Here is a 20850-nt window from a genome sequence, read left to right on the forward strand (position 1 = left end):
GGGAGAAAACGACCGTGAGCCCGATGCACGAAGCGGATATCGAGGAACTCGCGCTGGAGCGCCTGGAGGCGCTTGGCTATGCCCGCTATTTCGGGCCGGATATTGCGCCGGACGGGACAACGCCCTTGCGCGCCTCCCTGGCAAGCCCCATTCTGGAAGGCGTGCTGCAGGAGGCCGTGGACCGGCTCAACCCGCATATTCCCGCCGCAGCCCGGCAGGAAGCCGTGCGCCGGGTGCTCCGCGTGTCCGGCCCGGACCTCATCTCCACCAACGAGGCGTTTCACCAGCTTCTCACGCGGGACGTGACCGTCAGCTACCAGAAAGACGGCGCGGAGCGCGGCGACAAGGTGTGGCTGGTGGATTTCAACACGCCGGAGAACAACGAGTTCACGGCGGTCAACCAGTTCACCTTTGTTGAAGGGAATGTGAACAAGCGGCCGGACGTGGTGCTGTTTGTCAACGGGCTGCCGCTGGTAGTCATTGAGCTGAAGAATCCGGCGAGCGAATCCGCCACCCTCACGAGCGCCTATCAGCAGTTGCAGACCTACAAGCAGGTCATCCCGTCGCTCCTTGCCTACAACGGGCTGCTGGTCATTTCGGACGGGCTGGAGGCCAGGGCCGGTTCGCTTTCCGCCGGGTATTCGCGCTTTTCCGCATGGAAAAGCGAGGACGGCTCCAAAGAAGCGCCGCGCCTGAAAAGCCAGCTTGAGGTGCTCATCAACGGTATGTTGAACAAGGCGACCCTGCTGGACCTCATCCGCTTTTTCACGGTGTTTGAAAAGATGAAAACGGAGGATGCGCAGGGGCTGGCCAGCGTGGAGACCGTGAAAAAGATCGCCGCCTATCACCAGTACTATGCGGTGAACAAGGCTGTGGCCTCAACGCTGGAGGCGGCGCGGCGCAACGACGCGGGGCGCGGCAAGGGCGGCGTTGTCTGGCACACGCAGGGGAGCGGCAAGTCGCTTTCCATGGTGTTCTTTTCCGGCAAGATCGTTTCACTGCTGAATAATCCCACGATTGTGGTGCTGACGGACAGGAACGACCTTGACGACCAGCTTTTCGACACTTTCGCCGCATCGGCCCAGCTTTTGGGGCAGGAGCCGAAACAGGCGGAAAGCAGGGAAGACCTCAAGACGCTGCTCAAGGTGGCCTCCGGCGGCATCGTGTTTTCCACCATGCAGAAATTCCTGCCCGAAGACGGAAATACGCATGAGCTGCTGTCCGACCGGCGCAATATCGTGGTCATCACGGACGAGGCGCACCGCACCCAATACGGCTTCAAGGCGCGCGAGGCCAATGTGCGCGACAGCGAGGGAAAGGTCATCGGCAAGAAAACCGTCTATGGCCTTGCCAAATATCTGCGCGACGCCCTGCCCAACGCCACCTATCTCGGCTTTACCGGCACGCCCATTGAAAAGAAGGATGCCAATACCCGCGCGGTTTTCGGCGACTACATAGATATTTACGACATTGCCCGCGCCGTGGAAGACAAGGCCACGGTGCCCATTTATTACGAAAGCCGCATGGCGAAGATAGAACTGCCGGAGGAGGGCAGGCGGCTCATTAGTGAGCTGGACGAGGAATTGGAGGAGGGGGACGCGGAACAGGCGGACAAGGCCCGCAGCAGGCGCGCGCGGCTGGAGGCGCTCATCGGCAGCGAGAAACGCCTGGCCACCATTGCGCGGGATATTGTGGAGCATTTCGAGGCGCGGCAGGCCGTCCTCTCCGGCAAGGGGCTTATCGTGTGCATGTCGCGGCCCATCGCCGCCGCTCTCTATGGGCAAATCATTGCCCTGCGGCCCGATTGGCACGATGACGACCTGAAAAAGGGCGCGATCAAGGTGGTGATGACGGCCAGTTCCGCCGACGGGCCGGAGCTGGCGAAGTTTCACACCACCAAGGGGGAACGCCAGAAACTGGCCGCGCGGATGAAAGACCCGGACGACCCGCTGCGGCTGGTCATTGTCTGCGACATGTGGCTCACCGGCTTTGATGTGCCCTGCCTGCACACCATGTATCTGGACAAGCCCATGAAGGGGCATACGCTCATGCAGGCCATTGCGCGCGTCAACCGCGTCTTTGGGGACAAGCCCGGCGGCCTCGTGGTGGACTACCTGGGCATCGCCGCTGACCTGAAAAGGGCGCTCGCCTTTTATGGTGAGGCCGGGGGCCAGGGAGATCCGGCCCAGACGCAGGAGCAGGCCGTGGACATCATGCTGGAGAAGCTGGAGGTCACGGCGGCGCTGCTGCATGGTTTTCCGTATCAGGAATATTTCACGGCCGATACGTCCCGCAAGCTGGCAATCATTCTTGAGACCGAGGAGTTTATTCTCGGGCTGGAGAACGGGAAAAAGCGGTTTATGGACGCGGTGACGGCCCTTGACGCGGCCTATGCTTTGGCGGTGCCTCACCCGCAGGCGATGGCGCGTGCGAGGGAGGTTTCCTTTTTTAAGGATGTGAAGGCGCGGCTCGCCAAGTTTGACGGCGGGGGCGACGGTGCCCGAAGCAGCGCGGAGATGGAAAGCGCCATCAAGCAGGTCATCGACAAGGCGCTGGTTTCCGACCAGGTGATTGATGTCTTTGACGCGGCGGGCATCAAGAAGCCAGATATTTCCATCCTTTCCGACGAGTTCCTGCTGGAAATGAAGAACATGCCGCACAGGAACATCGCGCTGGAGGTGCTCAAGAAGCTCCTCAATGACGAATTGCGGGCGCGCTCGCGGAAGAACCTGCTGCAAAGCAAGAAGCTCCTGGAATTGCTGGACGGGGCGCTCAAGCGCTATCACAACAGGATCATCACCGCCGCCGAGGTCATTGACGAAATCATCAACATCGGCAAGCAGGTGCGCGAGTCCGACAAGGAGGCCGGGGAGCTGGGCCTCACCGATTATGAGTACGCCTTTTACATGGCCGTGGCCGACAATGACTCCGCCCGCGAACTCATGGGCAAGGACAAATTGCGCGAGCTTGCCGTGGTGCTAACTGATAAAGTGCGCGCCAACGCCTCTCTTGATTGGAACATCAAGGAGGATGTGCAGGCGCATTTGCGGGTCATCATCAGGCGCACCTTGCGGAAATATGGCTACCCGCCGGATATGCAGGAGCTGGCTACCGAAACGGTGATGAAGCAGGCCGAGTTGATGGCGGAGGGTATGAATCAAATATAAAATATGTGAGATGGCAATAAATTTCTTGGCATTCTATTTTAACTTGAACGGAATGCTACTTTGGGTCTTGTCTTCCATTTCTGGATGATTATCTAAAATTTATTAGAGAGGAATGTGTCAATCGTTTTATGGTGTACCTCTTCTAAATTCAGGAGGATAGTCATGGCTAATGGAAAGACAAGAAAGGTTGGTAGGGATGCTGGGAATGGACAGTTTATACCCCTCAAAGAAGCTAAAAAAAGGCCGGGGACGACTGTGATTGAAACTGTCCCCGTGCCAGACAAAAAGAAGAAAAATAATTTGGAGGGCATAGTCCTTCTGCAGATAGGAGGGGAGAGTTTTCCATCCTTTTAGTGTCGATGCCCCGGCTTTGCCGAGGCACCGCAGCTTAAACATCGCAAGCTTGGTTTCGGAGGAGCTTCCAATTAGGGTCTCATTTTGAGCCGTGGCTACCTGCCAGTATGGTAAGACGGATTTATGATTCTGAGAATTAACTATTTGATAACCATGTTGAATATTTAGTGAAAAATATTTCATTTAGGTTCTTGATATGAGAATTGAACTGATAACATATCATCCCAACATCAATTTTAACCTCAATAACCATTTGAATTTATTAGTCTTGAGTTCCCATTTACAGACTGCAAACTCAAAGAAATTTTTTCAATAAGTCCAGCAGGCTATCCATAAAAAACAGTTGACGGTACTCGGAACGGTATTTACAAACGCCCTCCACATGGTTTAGTTTTGATTCCAGTGCGATAGGTCTTGCGATTTGGTCTCCCCTTCGCACCAGAAAGACGTCCAAAATAGTCCATAGAAGGCCGAAATCACTGGAAAAACGTGGTTTCGGCCTTCTCTTTTTGTCCAGCAAAATCCAAGTACCCACGTGGACACCCTCAAAAATCGTTGGTAAATCTACGGGTACCAATACCACCACGCCATTTCGGTAGGGCGAAATACCAGCTTCATAAAAATCTTCTTTGAATTCAAAAGGATGGAGGTGAATTTTTCTGGTTTTCGCCGCACACTTCTGGACTATTTTGGAGGGTACCAACATGAAGCTTTCGGATGCCTCTGTGCGCACCGCCAAGGCCAACGGCAAGGTGCAAAAACTCTCTGACGGCGGCGGCCTCTAGCTGCATGTCACGGAGAAAGGCAGCAAATTATGGCGCATGGCCTACCGCTTTGAGGGCAAGCAGAAATTATTGAGCTTCGGGGCGTATCCGGCCGTCTCGCTGAAGGATGCGCGCCAACGGCGCGACGCCGCCAGAGAGTTGCTCGCCAAGGGCATTGACCCGGGTGAGGAGAAAAAGCAGGCCAGGGAAGCCAAGCCCGCTCAAGAGCGGGAGGAGCGGGATACCTTCGAGCATGTGGCGCGGGAATGGTTCGCCAAGCACGGGCCGACGCTTTCCGAAAAACACGCGCAGAAGTTGCAGCGCTACTTGGAAAATATTCTTTTCCCGGCCATTGGGGCCAAGCCCGTCACGCAACTTGAGCCAGCGGACTTTCTGCGGGTTGTTGAACCTTCGGAGCGCCTCGGCCACAATGAAACCGCCCATAAGCTCATGCGCCTGTGCGGGCAGGTGACGCGCTATGCCCGCATCACTGGCCGCGTCAAATACGATGTGGCCGCAGGGCTCACCGAAGCCCTGACCCCTGTGAAGCGGACGCATTTCGCCGCCGTTATCCTCCCGGACGACATCGGGCAGCTTTTACGGGATATTGACGCCTATGTGGGCTATACCTCGGTTGTCTATTGCCTGAAAATCCTGCCATATGTGTTCACGCGGCCTTCGGAATTGCGGCTTGCCCACTGGAATGAATTTGACGTTAAAAAAGCCACATGGGTCATTCCTGCTTCGCGCATGAAGATGCGGCGCGAGCATGTTGTGCCGCTCTCCAGGCAGGTGCTGGCCCTGTTGAACGAGCTTCACGCCTTTACGGGCAATGGCGACTTGGTTTTTCCCAGCGCCCGCGCGCGGGTCGCGCCCATCAGCGATGCCGCACCTTTGGCGGCTCTGCGGCGCATGGGCTACGGCAAGGACACCATGACCCTGCATGGCTTCAGGGCGATGGCAAGCACGCGCCTCAACGAGCTTGGCTTCCGCTCGGATGTGATTGAAGCACAGCTTGCCCACAAGGAGCCCGATACCGTGCGCCTGGCCTATAACCGCGCGGAGTATATGGATGAACGTCGGCAGCTCATGCAGCGCTGGTCTGACTATCTGGACGAGCTTCGCTCCGCCAAGGGCTAACGCAAATCAGAAAGTAGGGGAGTGATATTTGCGGGCAGGTATTCTTGCCGGGTGTCTGCCCGCAAATATCCGCATGGCCTGTATCCGTGTTGTCGGAAACCGGCGTTAGCGAGCTTCTTTCAACGCTTTCTTCATGAAAGCCGTCAAGATATATCTTGACATTTCATGATACCCTGCCATCGTCTGGATACAGGAGATCAACATGGAACAGGCTCAGAAAGAAAAAACGGCAAAGGTCAAATTCGCCACGCAGGCCGACCCGGTCGTGCTGCAAACCCTGAAAAGCATCGCGGCGAGCGAAGGTCGCCAGATTCAGGCCTTGGTGGATGAGGCCTTGCGCGACTATATCGAGCGCAAAACCGGGACTGCTCCCCGCAGGCATGTGATGGACGCGCTCAGGCACAGTATGGAGCAATACGACAGCCTGTATCGAGAGCTGGCCAAATGAGGGAGTACCCGACCCTGCACGAAGTTCTGGCTATCCACGCCGAAGTCATCAGGGCATACGGCGGCTCCACTGGCGTGCGCGACCCCGGAGCCATTGAAGCGGCGCTGTTTCGGCCGCAAAGCGGCTATTATGCGGACATCATCGAAGAAGCCGCCGCGCTTATGGAAAGCCTGCTCATCAATCATCCGTTTGTTGACGGCAACAAGCGGGCAGCCTTTGCCATCTGTCACGTCTTTCTGGACATCAACGGGTACCGCATGGATGCTGATACCCAATGGCTGTACGACAGAATTTTGCATTGGCTTGAAGAAAAAGACGGACGATTTGAGACCATGGTGCGGGATCTGCGCACCTGCGTCACCAAACGTTGAACCCAAAAACTATCTGCTTATGCACGGCCTCCTGAATCCTCTGCCGGAGACCTTTTTTGCAGCCAGCATTTTGCCCATACTCTTAAAAATTCACGCTGCCTGTTTTTAGATTGTCCGAACATGGTGTTTGCGCTATTTTTCCCTCCATGTTGGACCAGCAAAAAATATCCCTCGGCAGGGTGCGCCAAGCGTACGGACTGACCTCGAATGAGGTTGAAACCATCATTCAGGCACTGTGGCCTCATGCCGTTTTTCCCGTGGAGTTATGGCACAGAGCGCATGAAGCCTACTGGAAAGACTTCGCTGACAGCAATCAGACCATATATAATATAGGAATCCCCATTCTTCCGCAGCAATGTCTGTTAGACAAACGTCTCCATACCTATTTATTGGGATGTGATATTATGAATTTTTTTTCGGAAACTTTCGATGAATCTTCCCGTCAATCCATTGTATCAAGGGCTAAAATATATCCTTGAAGAAACATATGAGGAAATCGACACGATATTTCCAGAGGAACGGCAGAGTATGTTCGACTCATTGAGAAGGCTGGATACAGAAGACTTCGCGCGTCAATACGAAGCAGACTCGCCACTGCGTGAAAAAGCACTATTTGCCATACCCACATCAAGGTATCATTTTATTTCACAAATTTTTGGTGATACGATTTTGGTCAATCGGGAAGAGGCCATCAGATTTCTCCGCAGCTATCCCTTGCGCGTGGAAGTAAAAGGCATCACCCGTGCGCTTGTGGAGTCCATTCTCACGAAAACCACGCCAGAAATCCCCGTTCCTGAAGTCCCTAAATCACAGGCGGACTCCTGTGTGGTGGAGGAGGTGGAGGACGGCAGGCTCATCTTTCGGATTCCGGCGGCTGTCTGGAAGGGCAAGCCGGATCACGCTGTCCACGCTGCCATGAAAGACACCTATCCCCCTCCTGTGATCGCGCATGTGCTGTTCTACTGGTGCGCCCCAAAACCCGAAGCCGGGCACAAGACCAGGGCGGGCAGAAAAACGCGGCTCGGCCGTCTGTTCACCCAAAAAGAATACAGCGATCCTAAGTCGTACCGAAATTTATTTAATGTACTCCTTGAAGAAGCTGATACCTACACCATCATCGAAGGATGATTTTTGCGCTCCATTTTCCCGCATTTTCCCATTTTCCCGTCTATTTCCCGCCAAATTCCCTCACGGAAATCTTGCAGGGTGTGCCAGAACCTCCTGAAACCCAACAACCTTGAGGAGGTTTCCCATGGCTCAACGCAAACTGTCGCTCCCCGAATTCGGCTTTGTCCGGCTGCCCCAGATTCTGGCATATATCCCTGTCTGTGAAAGCGCATGGTGGGAGGGCTGCCGCACCGGCCGCTATCCCAAGCCCGTGAAGCTCGGCCCCCGTACCACGGCCTGGAGGGTAGAAGACATTAAAGAACTTATTGAACGTTTGGGTAAAGGCGAATGCAGTGGCAAGTAGCCCGTGCCGCCATGCGTAAGCGTGGACGCGGTAATTCTGCGTGACTTGCCGAGCGCCTATGCACAGCGGGTGTGGAGGTCGAGGCCGTTCTGGCTGACGACCTCCAGCCCTGCTGCGGCATAAATGACTAACCCCGGCGCAATGCTTGCGGCTCAAAACCTCATCCGTGTTTTTTGTTCAGCGCCATCCTCTCCCTCAACGCGCCGCCAAAGTTCCCGATACCGCGTATTTCGTTCCATCTCCCTATCACCGGCATAGCCAAAAGCATATGCTGCTGTCCGCTCGGCGTAGCGTTGCCAGTTACGGCCCGCTCGTCTTTCACGGATTGCCGGGGCGCAGGCGCGGATGGTTTCTTCCACCTCAGGCTGAGTGTGGCCGTTAGAGCGGAGGCGTAGGGCAATCATGGCGTCCACCCGTGAGAAGTCCTCGATGGTGATATGTTCCCTGATGTCCTCCCAATGCTTGAAATAGGCTTGCTGAAGACTGGCCGTCCCTTGAGCGGCTAGGCTGGGCAAGAGGTTTGCCTGTCGTTCCCTCTGCTGCTGGGCTGTGGTGAATGCCTGCTCAATCTTTCGCGCTTCTATCAAGGCTTTTTGGCACTCCTGCCGGACGGCATAACTCAAGCTGACGCGAGGGAAAGTTCCGTCCTCTCGCTTATGCTTTGGCTTGCGGTTCTCAAAGCCTGGGGCACGGTGCGGATGAACGGCCCCCGAAAGTTTCGGGTCGCCATAGCGCTTATTCAGAATGACGGTCAGCCTATTACTGATGTCACGGTCAAAAACCCCTTGAAACTTGGGAAACGTGAGGATGCACTGGCAATTGCCGGGCGAACTTTCCAGAAACACCGCGGGCTTGAAGCCGTCTTTCTGGAGCTGCAAGACCTTTTTGGGGCCCACATCGTCAATGAGGATATGGTGCTTCTGCTCGGACAAGGGGGTATAGTAGATATTTTCCCCACGTCTAGCCAGTTTCACGATTTCTGGCATCCGCCTGAGTAATTCTTCTGCAGTGAAACCACGGCTCTCCCCGTTCAGCTTGTCCAGGATCATCACCTTCTTCTCACCGTTTGCGCCCATTTTAATGGCCGTTACCCGGTAGCACTCAGCATTGACGGCTTTCGCATACTCCATGAACAGTTTGGCCTGTGGCAATGACGCGGCTTCCGTGGATAGGGGGACGGGGGTGTGTCTGCCCTTTCCTGTGGCCTCATAGGCAACAGCATGAAGTGGATGGAACGGTCTGCCATGGGTTTTCAGCCAGTCAGAAAACCGTTTTATCCTTCTGCTCGGCAACTCTGCTCTCAAGCTGGCCCGTAGCTCTCTCAACTGCTGGACATGTTCGAGTTTCAGGCAATGGCGACCGATATTTAAAAAAGGTACTCCATATTTGGCAATCCTGGCCAGCTTTTCCTGGCGTTCCTTGGCCTGTTGTTCTTTGAGGCGGTTCACTTCATCTCTGACTTTTTCCTCAAGTTCCTTCTTGGCTTCCCTCTCGGCCTTTAACGCGCTTCGGTACATCTCCCATGCGGGCCGCAAGGCCGGATAGAGCGGCTCAGGCGCGGGACTGGGGGCTCCGTCCTCGTACGCTCCGGCCACAAATTCGCCCAGCCGTTTGCATAGCTTTCCCATGCTGAACGCGCGATCAATCGAAGATGCCTTGACCGCTTGTTCTCCGACCCAAATGATTGCGCCTGAACCTTTCTTCTCAAAACGCAGCCCTGCCTGTTTCAAAGCGGCGTGTAGTTCGGCCCATGACTCTGCGTTCTTGATGAGTTTGTGGGCGCGTTTCTGGGCAATCCTTTGGGCGGATTTTTCGCCGGTCGCCCGCTCAAAATCTTGGGCTTTCGAGGTTGGCTTTACGCTGGGGCCAAGGATTTTTCTTTCGGCCAACTCACCGTCTTCCGTGTACACATATGGTGCGTTCGCCAGCTCCGACCATCCCTGCTTCTTCTCGATGTACGCCTTGATTTTGTGGGCCTCTCTGATGTCAAAACCGTTGTTGGTGCGCACCACTTTTAAGGTTTCAGGATGTACCCGATTAACGGCAATATGCACATGATAATTCCTCGTATCGCAATGGAGCCCATAGATGGCCTGATGGTCTTTCAACCCCATTTTTTCCAAGAAAATATCCACCAATTTATCAACCTGAGTGCGCGTGGGCTGCTCACCTTCTGGCCAGGAAAATACCCAGTGATTGACCGGCATTTTGCTCCTGACGGTCTCTCTTGCCAGAGCGATCATCTCAAGTTTTTGCGCCGTATGGGTGTCGGTTATAAAATTACGGCCTCCCGCATGTTCGATTTTTTCGCCTCGATTTCTCACCGAGGGATTACGGATATAGTCCACCAAGTCGGCGATCTGCCATTCCTTGGGCTTGGTGTTTTTTGTGTACTTAATTTTCTTGACTATCATTGAACAGCAGACCTCGTTCTTCACGGATTACCCATAACCTTCTGGCCGACCTCACCATGCCTTTTGCCTTTCGCCTTTCGGGTGCGAGAAGCGGAGCGCCGAGCGCCCTTGGGGAGTCAAGAGGGGCGTGCCCCTTTTGCAAGATGACACCAGGGCGTAGCACTGGTGTCATCTTGCCACGAAGAACCCCCGACGTGCAGTGGTAGTTTGACAGGGGTGGGAATTTTTTGGTTATGCTCGCCCTCAATCTTTGAAAAAGGGGACGTAGCTGTGGGAAAAATCGGAAGGATCAGACCAGAGCAACTGAGGTCTGCCCGGAGGCTTTTAAGGGAATTACCGGTGAAGGATACTCGCTGCTTCCGCGAGGAGGCTGCAGCATTTCTTGAGAAGGATCTCAAGCGGGCTTTCAGGAAAGGCTACACTCCAAAAGAGCTATGTGTCCTTTTGAAAAAGGCGGCCATAATCATCCCGGAACCACTGATTGCCCGCTATCAGGAACTCGTAGAGGAGAATAGGAAAACAGGGTTTTTGTCCCTGAGAGAATACTTGGGCCGGACGTGAGAAATTATCCTGCCCCCCATCGGCAAACGGCGAATACCACGGCGGCAAGAGGCATCACACCCTCAGCTGAAAATGAGGTGGCAGCCGGGTCGAAAACTGAACCGATACGGTATTGGGAATACATACTAATCGGTGAACTCAAAAAGGAAAAACGCGAAGAAAGAGCCCGCTATCCACTTCCGTGGGAAGCAAAGAAAGCGAGGAAAAAGGTGACAGATTCCTCACACAGATTTGGTGCCATGTGAAGCCGGTTATCATGGGAGAACAAAAAATGGCAATTGCCATGGAGTAACCCAACCAATCCAACAAGAATGGAGCAAAATTCTGCCACCATCCCATGGGACAAGAAGTTGAAACCCGGAAATTTTCTTGATATTTTCAAGAACTCGCAACAGCCTTTCTCCCCAGGAGTTTCCCCCCATGCCCGACAACAAAAAAGAGCAGGAGCGCGCGGAGCTGCACCGCGTCATCTGGAATATCGCCAACGACCTGCGCGGCAGCGTGGATGGCTGGGATTTCAAGCAATATGTCCTGGGGATGCTCTTTTACCGCTATATCTCCGAAAACCTGACCGCCTATCTCAACGCCCGCATGGCCGAGCTTGGTCACAAAGATTTCGACTACGCCAACATGTCGGACGCCGAGGCCGAAGCCGCCCGCGAGGAGATGGTCGGCACCAAGGGTTTTTTCATCCTGCCGAGCGAGCTTTTCGTCAATGTCTGCCGCAACGCGGCCCAGGACGACAATCTCAACGAAACGCTGGAAAAGACCTTCCGCCATATCGAGCAATCCGCCGTGGGCTCCGAAAGCGAGGACAATTTTCGCGGCCTGTTCGACGACATGGACGTGAACAGCAAGAAGCTCGGCGACACGGTGGCCAAGCGCAACGAAAAGCTGGTGCGCCTGCTCCACGGCGTTCAGGACATGAAGCTCGGCAACTATCAGGACAACACCATCGACGCCTTTGGCGACGCCTATGAATTTCTTATGGGCATGTACGCCTCCAACGCGGGCAAGAGCGGCGGCGAATACTACACGCCGCAGGAGGTCTCCGAGCTGCTGGCCCGCATCGCCACCGCCGGCAAGACCTCGGTCAACAAGGTCTATGATCCGGCCTGCGGCTCCGGCTCGCTCCTGCTCAAGTTCGCCAAAATCCTCGGCGTGGAGAACGTGCGCGACGGCTTCTTCGGGCAGGAGGTGAACATCACCACCTACAACCTTTGCCGCATCAACATGTTCCTGCATGATGTGGGCTACGACAAGTTTGACATCGCCCTGGGCGACACCCTCACCGAGCCGCAGCACTGGAACGACGAGCCCTTTGAGGCCATCGTTTCCAATCCCCCCTATTCCATCAAGTGGGCCGGGGAGGACAATCCCGTGCTCATCAATGACCCGCGCTACGCCCAGGCCGGAGTGCTCGCCCCAAAGTCCAAGGCCGACCTCGCCTTCATCATGCACGCGCTTTCGTGGCTCTCCACGGACGGCACGGCGGCCATTGTCTGCTTCCCCGGCGTCATGTACCGGGGCGGCAAGGAAGGCAAGATCCGCAAATACCTCATAGACAACAACTATGTGGATTGCGTCATCCAGTTGCCCGCCAACCTCTTTTTCGGCACCACCATCGCCACCTGCATCATGGTGCTGAAAAAATCCAAGCGGGACAATACCGTGCTGTTCATCGACGCATCCGCCGAATGCGTCAAGGTGACCAACTCCAACAAGCTGACCGAAGCCAATACGGAAAAAATTCTCGACGCCTACGTCAAGCGGCAGGACGTGCCGCACTTCGCCCGCGTGGTCAAGAGCCGCGAAATCGAGGAGCAGGGCTATAATCTCTCGGTCAGCGCCTATGTGGAGCAGGAGGACACGCGCGAGGCCATCGACATCCGCCGCCTGAACGCGGAAATTGCGGAAATCGTGGCCCGGCAGCAGGTGCTCCGCGCTGAAATCGACAAAATCGTGGCCGAAATCGAGGGCTAGGGGAGCGGGGCATGGATATTGACGCGGCCAGCTTGGAAAACGCCCTGCGCCTTTTTGAAAGCGGCGACATCGACCGCATGGAAGTGGGCACAACCAGGGGGCTGCAACAGATCCACGCCTATCTGTTCGACGGGCTCTACGACTTCGCCGGGCAACTGCGCGAGGTCAACCTCTCCAAGGGCAATTTCCGCTTTGCCAACTGCCTGTACCTGAAAGAAATCCTGCCCGTCATCGAGAAAATGCCGGAATCGACCTTCGAGGAGATCATCGCCAAGTATGTGGAGATGAACATCGCCCATCCCTTCAGGGAAGGGAACGGCCGCGCCACCCGCATCTGGCTGGACATGATGCTCAAACGGAGCCTCCGGCGCGTGGTGGACTGGCAGCACATAAGCCGGGAGGCGTACTTGCAGGCCATGGAGCGCAGCCCGGTCAATGACCTGGAATTGCGCGCGCTGCTGGAGCCCCAGTTGACGGACAAAATCAACGACCGCGAAGTGATTTTCAAGGGTATTGAACAATCATATTTTTATGAAGGGTACAAGAAATGAGCCGGCTTGAGGAGTTGATGGCGGAGCTATGCCCGGATGGGGTGCCTTACAAGTGTCTTTCAGAGATATTAACCATCAAAAATGGTAAAGATTATAAGGAATTTAATAGAGGCCCATTTCCTGTTTATGGATCTGGAGGAATTATAGCATATATTGATACCTTTGTTTACGACAAACCCTCAGTCTTACTCCCAAGAAAAGGTTCCATTGAAAAATTATACTATGTTGATATTCCTTTCTGGACAGTGGATACTATATTTTATACAGTAATAAATAGAAATATTGTAATAGAAAAATATGTCTTTTATGCACTACAAGTCCAACATATTGAAAAATTGAATACAGGTGGTGGTGTGCCAAGCTTGACTCAATCAGTCCTAAATAAAGTGATGATTCCAGTTCCCCCTTTGCCAATACAAGAAGAAATCGTCCGGATACTTAATACATTTTCAGAGCTTACGGCAGAGCTTACGGCAGAGCTTACCAAGAGAAAGGAGCAATGTCAATATTACAATGAATCTCTTTTGGATTTTGGCTTACCAGATAAAGTATCACGTGAAAATAGTAAATGTGCACAATGGCGATTCCTTAGAGATTTAGCAGATATAGGAACTGGAAATAGTAATACCAATGAAGAATTAGATGATGGGACTTACCCTTTTTATGTTCGCTCCCAAGAGGTTCGTAGAAAAAATAATTGGGAATATGATGAAACTGCGATTATCACAGCAGGAGATGGCGTGGGAGTGGGAAAAGTATTTCATTTCGCGGAAGGGAAATATGCGCTTCACCAACGCGCCTACCGTATCCACATTACTGACAAAGCGCTCCTGCCGAAGTTCTTTTATTACTATATGAAATGTAATTTTCTTACATATATTACTAAAAATGCGGTTCACGCATCAGTGACATCAATACGCCGTCATATGCTCGATAATTTTCCTGTTCCTATTCCTCCGCTCGAAGAACAGGCCCGCATCGTCGCCATCCTCGACCGCTTTGACACGCTGTGCAACGACCTCACCAGCGGCCTCCCGGCGGAAATCGAGGCTCGCAAAAAGCAGTATGAATACTACCGGGACAAGCTCCTGACCTTCAAGGAAGCCGCGCAATGACCAAGTTCAACATGGTGGCCCAATGCCCGGAATCCACCGTGGTGGCGGAATATACGCCGTCCGAGGTGCGCTCGGATTCGTACCAGAGCGAGGCCGAGCTGGAAAAGTGCTTCATCCGCCAGTTGGAATCCCAAGGCTACGAATACCTGCCCATCCATAAGGAAGCCGACCTCATCGCCAATTTGCGGCGCCAGTTGGAGCTAGTCAACGACTACCACTTCACGGACAGCGAGTGGAAGACGTTTTTCCGCCAGCATCTCGCCAATGCCAATGAAGGCATTGTGGAAAAAACGCGCCGCCTCCAGGTGGAGGGCGTCATCAACCTCACGCGGGATGACGGAAGCACCAAGAACATCACCCTGCTGGACAAGAAAAATATCCACAACAACCGGCTTCAGGTCATCAACCAGTATGAGGAGGGGGAGGGGGCGCACGCGGCCCGCTATGACGTGACCATCCTGGTCAACGGCTTTCCCATGGTGCATGTGGAGCTCAAGCGCCGGGGCGTGGCCATCCGCGAGGCCTTCAACCAGATCAAGCGTTACCAGCGCGACAGCTTTTGGGCGGCCTCGGGCCTGTTTGAATATGTGCAGGTCTTCGTCATCTCCAACGGCACGCACACCAAGTATTACTCCAATACGACGCGCGAGGCGCACCTGAAGGAGCAGGCCGCCGGGGGCAGGCGCAGGAGCAAGAAGACCAGCAACTCCTTTGAGTTCACGTCCTACTGGGCGGACGGCAACAATACCATTATTTCCGACCTTGTTGACTTCACCAAGACTTTTTTTGCCAAGCATACCCTGCTCAATATCCTCACTCGCTTCTGCGTATTCACCACCGAGGAATTGCTGCTCGTCATGCGGCCGTACCAGATCACGGCCACGGAGCGCATTCTCCAGCGCATCGAGATCGCTAACAACTACAAAAAGTCCGGGACGCTCGAAGGCGGCGGCTATATCTGGCACACCACGGGCTCCGGCAAGACCTTGACCTCGTTCAAGACGGCGCAGCTTGCCACGAAACTCCCCTATGTGGACAAGGTGCTGTTCGTGGTGGACAGGCGCGACCTCGATTACCAGACCATCAAGGAATATGACCGCTTTGAAAAGGGCGCGGCCAACGGCAATAATTCGGTAACGGTGCTGACAAAGCAACTGAGCGACCCGGACAGCCGCATCATTATCACCACCATCCAGAAGCTCGGCATCTTCATTAGCCGCAATCCGGGACACCCCATTTTCCAGAAGCGCGTGGTGCTGGTGTTTGACGAGTGCCACCGCTCCCAGTTCGGCGACCTGCACATGGCCATCGTAAAGGCGTTCAAGAACTATCACTTGTTCGGCTTCACGGGCACGCCCATTTTTGCGGTCAATTCGGGGCAGGGCGGCAATCCGCTGCTGAAAACCACGGAACAGGCCTTCGGCGACAAGCTCCACACCTACACCATCGTCAACGCCATCAATGACGGCAACGTGCTGCCCTTCCGTATTGATTATATCAACACGGTGAAAATGGCCGACGGCGTGAAAGATTACAAGGTACAGGCCATTGACAGCGAAAAGGCGCTGGTCGCGCCGGAGCGCGTGGCAGGAGTGGTGGATTATATCATCGAGCATTTTGACCAAAAGACCAAGCGCAACAGCTTTTACTCGCTCGAAGGGAAGCGGCTGGCCGGCTTCAACTCCATTCTGGCGGTGAGTTCCATTCCCATGGCCATGGCGTATTACAAGGAACTCAAGAAGCAACTGGCCGAGCGGCGGAAAAACCTGAATATAGCCACTATTTTCAGCTATAACCCCAATGAGGCGGACCCGGAGGACACGAGCTTCGATACCGAGAGCCTGGACTCGACTTCGCGCGATTTTCTGGACGCGGCCATTGACGACTATAACAAGACCTTCAACACCAATTATGACACTTCGGGAGACAAGTTCCAAAATTACTACAAGGACTTGTCGCTGCGGATGAAGAAACGGGAGATCGACCTGCTGGTGGTGGTCAACATGTTCCTCACAGGCTTTGACGCCACCACGCTCAATACCCTGTGGGTGGACAAGAATCTGCGGCATCACAGCCTGATTCAGGCGTATTCGCGCACCAACCGCATCCTCAATTCGGTCAAGACCTTCGGCAATATCGTTTGCTTCCGCGACTTGCAGCAGGAGACGGACGAAGCCATCGCCCTGTTTGGCGACAAGGACGCGGGCGGCGTTGTCCTGCTCAAGACCTATGCCGACTATTACAACGGCTTTGACGAGGAAAAGCCGGATGGCAGCGTGAAGCACTCGGAGGGCTACAGCGAGCTGATAGCCAAGCTGCTGGCGGCCTTTCCCGATGAAGGGGCCATCGTTGGCGAACAGTTGGAAAAGGAGTTCATCGTCCTGTTCGGCCATATTCTGCGGCTGCGGAATATCCTGACGGCGTTTGATGACTTCAAGGGCAATGAAATCCTGACGCCGCGCCAACTTCAGGATTACCAGAGCATCTACCTCGACCTGTACCAGAAACACCGGCAGGGCAAGGTCGAGAAGGAAGACATCAATTCCGATATTATTTTTGAAATGGAACTCGTGCGGCAGGTGGAAATCAATATTGACTATATCCTCATGCTGGTTGAAAAATATCGGGAAACGCATTGCAAGGACAAGACTATTCTGGCCTCCATTAACTCGGCGGTCAATTCGAGCATTGAGCTTCGCAGCAAGAAGGAACTGATTGAGGGCTTCATTGAAAATATCAATGTGGCCGCTACCGTTGCCGAGGAATGGCAGCGCTATGTCCGCGAACGGAAGGAAGCTGACTTGGACGCGCTCATCACACAAGACCACCTGAAGCCGGAGGAAACCCGAAAATTCCTGGAGAGCGCCTTCCAGAGTGGGGAGTTGAAAACCTTGGGCGAAGGTATCCAGAAAATCATGCCTCCGACAAATCCTTTTGATAAGTCGAGCAGCGAAAAGAAGAAGGGAAGTATTGAGCGGTTGAAGGCATTTTTTGAGAAGTATATAGGGCTTGTCTAAATCTTTAGTTTCAGATTAACTGTCGGTGGGAATTGCTATGGAACGGGTCAATGGGTTAGTTATTAAGCTCCAAAAGTCGCGTATAAAACTATTAAATGACCTATCTTCTGATAATCTTATTTTCTCAGAGCCTGTTCCATGGTTTACACATGGAAACAAAACACCTCTTTTGTGTTTTGTATTTGATTCAGACTATATGACGCACATTTCTTTGGGCAATGCAGGTAAAATGGCGGGGACAAACCTTAGAAGGGTAAATCTATATCACGTTGTAAAACTCAATCACCCTATAAGTATTGATAAAATTATCGAAGGAGTTAAGAGAACTACCAAAAACTATTTGTGTGAACCCTGAAAGAAGGTGGAATTCTGACAAAAGCGAGTCTTAACCATATTATACAAATTTTATTAGAAATAGATTCAGATACTTATCAACTCCTTTTTCGCTTTACTGAATCTTTTGAATCATTAATTAATAAATTTTCTAAGCAGGTGAAGATGAACCTTGCGTTACAGAAAGAAGCTTTACTAACGGCTTTTTTATTAGCAGGACAAGATTTTGATAAAACGATAATCCAGCAATGGGTACCCTCACAAAAACCATCTTGCTTTCTTGATGGATTAGAAGTGCAAAGGAGTGAAGAAAGTCAAGTCATTATGAATGATTTTCAAAAATTACCAGGATTTAGCGCGCTTTCTGGAAAATTCAAAGGGACTGCAATATTTTTATCACCATCTGAAAAGATGACAGTTATTTATGCTGATAAATTACCCTTAGAGCAGCTTACAGGAGCTGACTTAATATACTATAATGAAACATATAATAGTTTTGTTTTTGTTCAGTATAAAATGCTAGACGGTAAGTATTACAGACCTGATAAAAATTTATATACCGAGATTAGCCGAATGGAGGAGTTAATAGCTGGGTGGGACCAAACCGGCCCAAGCTCTTGTGCTGACTTTAGACTACACAGCAATCCATTTTTCTTAAAACTTTGTCCGCGTGTGGACTTCGCTCCTGAGTCCCTATCTCTTAGTCAGGGAATGTATCTGCCTTTGGAATATTGGAAAATTCTTGATTCATCCAAACAAATAGTCGGCACACATGGCGGTAAAAGAGTCAGCTTTGATAATGTTGGTAGATATCTTTCCAATACAGAATTCGCAGTACTTGTTGCAAAAGGATGGGTTGGGAGTGATCCTAAGCTATCAATACATCTTGGCGAGCTTATTAAATTAACTATTAGCAGGGGACGTACTATTGTCTACGCAGTGAAACAAAGATGTACATAGTAAGCTTTTCCCTAGTTATAATCTATATCCACTCAAAATTTTTTACTACTGAAAACTTGTATCCATAATTACTAATAGGTATTCTGCGAAGTTACGCAGACTCTGGTCAATTCCTCCAATAAAAGTTCTAATATTCTTTGCTGGTGATCTCCTCACCCGTATAATTCGACCGCAAATTGCACCTTCTTCGCGAAGGAGGCCAGAAGCTTTTTCTCTACGTCGCCGGTCAGCTGGTTCACGGACAAGCATTATTCGTGAGTCTACATTTGAAACTACGCCTGTGCGACACTAACAAAAGTGTGTTCCTCAAGGAATTCCTAGTTCAGCTGTTGACAATTGCCTATTTTGCATATGCTTTATCTCGCGCCGCACGAATAAACATATCAAAGCTGATTTTACCCGTCGTATAGTCGCGAATGATTTCAATGCCTCGCCTAGTTGGCTCGTAGCCCTCGAACATATTTGACCCGATGGCAGATGCCGCGCTTTCCCAGGCTTCCAGAGAGGGGAAGGGCACATCCATAATGGTCAGGGCTTCGCGATCTATGGGGATGGGCATGTAGGGCATCCTTATGCTCCTTGGCGCTTGTCCTAAATCATATCAGGGGGAACTTGAGCCAGCAAGGGTGAGCAGACGGGAGGCATGGCTCTTACGTGCTAAATTCCGGTTATACGAAATAAAGCTGATAGAATCCTAATCCCCCTTTCGGGTGTACCAAACCCCACGGCCCTTGCCGTGCATGGCAAGTTGGCCGGCGGCTACCAGCTTTCGAAAATGCTCTTTGAGAGTATTGCGGCTTACGCCCGTCAGAGCGACCACATCCTTCAATGTCACACGTCCATGCTCACGAGAATAGTCCAGAATTTTGAGTGAAAGCTCGGGCAGAGCAGCCAGAGAAATATGCTCCTGCTCCATTTTTCTTTCGAGGCGCTTCATCTGTTGGTGCAAGGCCCTGAGAAAAAATAACAGCCACGGCTCCCAGTTCGGTGAATCCGTCCGGATGCTTGATTGAGTTTGCCGCAAAGCCAGGTAATACCCATCTTTGCTATTCTCGATAACACTTTCCAGTGAACTGTAGGGGATATAGGTGTATCCGCACCTTAGTAACAAAAGTGTGGTCAGAATGCGCGAGAGTCTGCCGTTACCGTCCTGGAAAGGATGAATTGCCAAAAACGATACGATAAAAATCCCTATGACGAGGAGAGGATGAAGGTCGCGCACCTCCAGCGCGGCATTAGCCCACTCCACAAGCTCCTGCATGAGCCGTGGCGTCTCAAAAGGCGTTGCCGTTTCTACGATAATGCCAATCTGTCGCCCTTGGGCATCAAAAGCGGCAACACTGTTGGGAGCATTTTTATATTGGCCCCTGTGGCGCTCGTCCTTATAACTGTGTCGCAGCAAATCTCGGTGAAGCTGGCGGATGTGGTTTTCTGTCAGGGGAATAAATTCCCACGATTGAAAAACCTGTTCCATGGTTTCCGCATACCCTGCCACCTCTTGTTCATCGCGCGTGGCAAAGGTCTGAATGGAAAGGTTGGCCAGAAGGTTTTCGACTTCCCGATCAGAAAGTTTCCCTCCTTCAATGCGCGTGGAGGAGCCGACGCTTTCGATGGTGGCCACCTTGCGTAGGGCAGTAAGGCGCTCCGGCGCCAGAGTGCCCAATGCCCTCCATGCGCCCTTGAATTCGTCAATTTGGGCGATGAGCCTGAGCATCTCCGAGGTGATGTGTAGATTATCAGCAGTAAGCATATCCAATAAATCATCCAAAAACATCCATTTGGTCAAGCCTAAAAATCCGCAGCATATGTCAGAGTATGTCCAGCCCCTGACAATGACCACGAGCATCAAAATGCGCGTCACGGTGGTTGCCGGTTCTCCGGTGTATGGTCAGCAACGGAGGGGAGTGTGGATTACTCTTGCGCAGTAGATTTAAAGGTGAAATACTGTAGACGTAGATGGACAAAAGTGGATTTTAAAATATAAATATGGTTGACAGGTATAGATAATAAGTACTATAATACTTTAAGTTTGATGGTACGGAAACTGGTATGAAAAATTTTTAATATTTTTTACATCAATTATATCAAATAGATACAAAAATAAAAGAGTCTCCCCTTCGCACCACTAGATAGTGCCAAAAGTTCCGAAGGGTCTAAAAAGCCTTACGGGACTTAGCGTTTGGGGCAACGGTAGGGTAAGC

The 20850-nt window shown here is 52.4% G+C and carries 18 protein-coding genes; 14 read left to right on the plus strand and 4 right to left on the minus strand.

The window, feature by feature from the left end; genetic code table 11:
* Nucleotides 1-23: 23 nt before the first annotated feature.
* Both G7Y54_RS02670 and G7Y54_RS02675 read left to right on the plus strand, forming a co-directional pair.
* Complete coding sequence (locus G7Y54_RS02670) at nt 24-3167, plus strand: type I restriction endonuclease subunit R (RefSeq protein ID WP_165077958.1); 3144 nt, start codon at nt 24-26, stop codon at nt 3165-3167.
* Between the two features lie 162 nt (nt 3168-3329).
* Nucleotides 3330-3521: a hypothetical protein gene (locus G7Y54_RS02675; RefSeq protein WP_165076930.1), complete on the plus strand. Its 192-nt coding sequence runs from the start codon at nt 3330-3332 to the stop codon at nt 3519-3521.
* 295 nt (nt 3522-3816) lie between these two features.
* Here the strand turns inward: G7Y54_RS02675 and G7Y54_RS02680 are convergent, their stop codons facing one another.
* Nucleotides 3817-4227: a hypothetical protein gene (locus G7Y54_RS02680; protein WP_165076933.1), complete on the minus strand. Its 411-nt coding sequence runs from the start codon at nt 4225-4227 to the stop codon at nt 3817-3819.
* A gap of 79 nt (nt 4228-4306) precedes the next feature.
* On the opposite strand from G7Y54_RS02680, the gene G7Y54_RS02685 reads away from it, so the two are divergent.
* The 5 genes from G7Y54_RS02685 to G7Y54_RS02705 all read left to right on the plus strand — a co-directional run bounded on the left by G7Y54_RS02685 (nt 4307) and on the right by G7Y54_RS02705 (nt 7715).
* Nucleotides 4307-5425, plus strand: coding sequence for an integrase arm-type DNA-binding domain-containing protein (locus G7Y54_RS02685; protein WP_346773627.1), 1119 nt, complete (start codon nt 4307-4309; stop codon nt 5423-5425).
* A 202-nt stretch (nt 5426-5627) separates the two neighbouring features.
* A complete protein-coding gene (locus tag G7Y54_RS02690; protein ID WP_165076935.1) occupies nt 5628-5873 on the plus strand; it encodes a hypothetical protein in 246 nt (81 codons plus the stop codon).
* Entirely contained in the window at nt 5870-6244 is a 375-nt protein-coding gene (locus tag G7Y54_RS02695; protein ID WP_165076938.1) for a type II toxin-antitoxin system death-on-curing family toxin, read from the plus strand. Before G7Y54_RS02690 ends, G7Y54_RS02695 begins: the two co-directional genes overlap by 4 nt.
* Nucleotides 6245-6673: 429 nt before the next feature.
* The gene (locus G7Y54_RS02700; protein WP_241159335.1) at nt 6674-7372 is read left to right on the plus strand and encodes a hypothetical protein; all 699 of its coding nucleotides are present in this window, start codon (nt 6674-6676) and stop codon (nt 7370-7372) included.
* Nucleotides 7373-7496: 124 nt separating this feature from the next.
* Nucleotides 7497-7715 (plus strand): AlpA family phage regulatory protein, encoded by a 219-nt coding sequence (locus G7Y54_RS02705; RefSeq protein WP_165076940.1) that lies wholly within the window; start codon nt 7497-7499, stop codon nt 7713-7715.
* Between the two features lie 152 nt (nt 7716-7867).
* Here G7Y54_RS02705 and traI read toward each other — a convergent pair whose 3' ends face one another.
* The gene (gene traI / locus G7Y54_RS02710) at nt 7868-10129 is read right to left on the minus strand and encodes a TraI/MobA(P) family conjugative relaxase (protein WP_165076943.1); all 2262 of its coding nucleotides are present in this window, start codon (nt 10127-10129) and stop codon (nt 7868-7870) included.
* Between the two features lie 270 nt (nt 10130-10399).
* Between traI and G7Y54_RS02715 the strand changes: the two genes are divergently transcribed.
* From G7Y54_RS02715 to G7Y54_RS02745, 7 genes are all read left to right on the plus strand, one after another.
* Entirely contained in the window at nt 10400-10690 is a 291-nt protein-coding gene (locus G7Y54_RS02715) for a hypothetical protein (RefSeq protein WP_165076945.1), read from the plus strand.
* A gap of 420 nt (nt 10691-11110) precedes the next feature.
* Nucleotides 11111-12673 carry a type I restriction-modification system subunit M gene (locus tag G7Y54_RS02720; RefSeq protein WP_165076947.1) on the plus strand — a complete coding sequence of 521 codons (1563 nt, stop codon included), beginning with the start codon at nt 11111-11113 and terminating at the stop codon, nt 12671-12673.
* Between the two features lie 11 nt (nt 12674-12684).
* Nucleotides 12685-13224, plus strand: coding sequence for a Fic/DOC family protein (locus tag G7Y54_RS02725; protein ID WP_165076950.1), 540 nt, complete (start codon nt 12685-12687; stop codon nt 13222-13224).
* The gene (locus tag G7Y54_RS02730; RefSeq protein WP_165076952.1) at nt 13221-14339 is read left to right on the plus strand and encodes a restriction endonuclease subunit S; all 1119 of its coding nucleotides are present in this window, start codon (nt 13221-13223) and stop codon (nt 14337-14339) included. Before G7Y54_RS02725 ends, G7Y54_RS02730 begins: the two co-directional genes overlap by 4 nt.
* Nucleotides 14336-17356: a type I restriction endonuclease subunit R gene (locus G7Y54_RS02735; RefSeq protein ID WP_165076954.1), complete on the plus strand. Its 3021-nt coding sequence runs from the start codon at nt 14336-14338 to the stop codon at nt 17354-17356. Before G7Y54_RS02730 ends, G7Y54_RS02735 begins: the two co-directional genes overlap by 4 nt.
* Before the next feature lie 37 nt (nt 17357-17393).
* Nucleotides 17394-17711: a hypothetical protein gene (locus G7Y54_RS02740; protein WP_165076956.1), complete on the plus strand. Its 318-nt coding sequence runs from the start codon at nt 17394-17396 to the stop codon at nt 17709-17711.
* Nucleotides 17712-17854: 143 nt separating this feature from the next.
* Complete coding sequence (locus G7Y54_RS02745) at nt 17855-18649, plus strand: hypothetical protein (RefSeq protein ID WP_165076959.1); 795 nt, start codon at nt 17855-17857, stop codon at nt 18647-18649.
* A 340-nt stretch (nt 18650-18989) separates the two neighbouring features.
* Here G7Y54_RS02745 and G7Y54_RS02750 read toward each other — a convergent pair whose 3' ends face one another.
* A complete protein-coding gene (locus tag G7Y54_RS02750; RefSeq protein ID WP_206214874.1) occupies nt 18990-19217 on the minus strand; it encodes an antitoxin VbhA family protein in 228 nt (75 codons plus the stop codon).
* Between the two features lie 126 nt (nt 19218-19343).
* A complete protein-coding gene (locus G7Y54_RS02755; RefSeq protein WP_241159336.1) occupies nt 19344-20510 on the minus strand; it encodes a DUF977 family protein in 1167 nt (388 codons plus the stop codon).
* Nucleotides 20511-20850 lie beyond the last annotated feature (340 nt).

Origin of the sequence: Desulfovibrio sp. ZJ746 (assembly GCF_011039155.1) — a bacterium.
Lineage (GTDB): Bacteria > Desulfobacterota > Desulfovibrionia > Desulfovibrionales > Desulfovibrionaceae > Desulfovibrio.

Bases quoted from the DNA above. Each gene is read 5' to 3' on its own strand.
- G7Y54_RS02670 (WP_165077958.1), top strand. From the start codon at position 24: ATGCACGAAGCGGATATCGAGGAACTCGCGCTGGAGCGCCTGGAGGCG.
- G7Y54_RS02675 (WP_165076930.1), top strand. From the start codon at position 3,330: ATGGCTAATGGAAAGACAAGAAAGGTTGGTAGGGATGCTGGGAATGGA.
- G7Y54_RS02680 (WP_165076933.1), bottom strand. From the start codon at position 4,227: ATGTTGGTACCCTCCAAAATAGTCCAGAAGTGTGCGGCGAAAACCAGA.
- G7Y54_RS02690 (WP_165076935.1), top strand. From the start codon at position 5,628: ATGGAACAGGCTCAGAAAGAAAAAACGGCAAAGGTCAAATTCGCCACG.
- G7Y54_RS02695 (WP_165076938.1), top strand. From the start codon at position 5,870: ATGAGGGAGTACCCGACCCTGCACGAAGTTCTGGCTATCCACGCCGAA.
- G7Y54_RS02700 (WP_241159335.1), top strand. From the start codon at position 6,674: ATGAATCTTCCCGTCAATCCATTGTATCAAGGGCTAAAATATATCCTT.
- G7Y54_RS02705 (WP_165076940.1), top strand. From the start codon at position 7,497: ATGGCTCAACGCAAACTGTCGCTCCCCGAATTCGGCTTTGTCCGGCTG.
- traI (WP_165076943.1), bottom strand. From the start codon at position 10,129: ATGATAGTCAAGAAAATTAAGTACACAAAAAACACCAAGCCCAAGGAA.
- G7Y54_RS02720 (WP_165076947.1), top strand. From the start codon at position 11,111: ATGCCCGACAACAAAAAAGAGCAGGAGCGCGCGGAGCTGCACCGCGTC.
- G7Y54_RS02725 (WP_165076950.1), top strand. From the start codon at position 12,685: ATGGATATTGACGCGGCCAGCTTGGAAAACGCCCTGCGCCTTTTTGAA.
- G7Y54_RS02730 (WP_165076952.1), top strand. From the start codon at position 13,221: ATGAGCCGGCTTGAGGAGTTGATGGCGGAGCTATGCCCGGATGGGGTG.
- G7Y54_RS02735 (WP_165076954.1), top strand. From the start codon at position 14,336: ATGACCAAGTTCAACATGGTGGCCCAATGCCCGGAATCCACCGTGGTG.
- G7Y54_RS02740 (WP_165076956.1), top strand. From the start codon at position 17,394: ATGGAACGGGTCAATGGGTTAGTTATTAAGCTCCAAAAGTCGCGTATA.
- G7Y54_RS02745 (WP_165076959.1), top strand. From the start codon at position 17,855: ATGAACCTTGCGTTACAGAAAGAAGCTTTACTAACGGCTTTTTTATTA.
- G7Y54_RS02750 (WP_206214874.1), bottom strand. From the start codon at position 19,217: ATGCCCTACATGCCCATCCCCATAGATCGCGAAGCCCTGACCATTATG.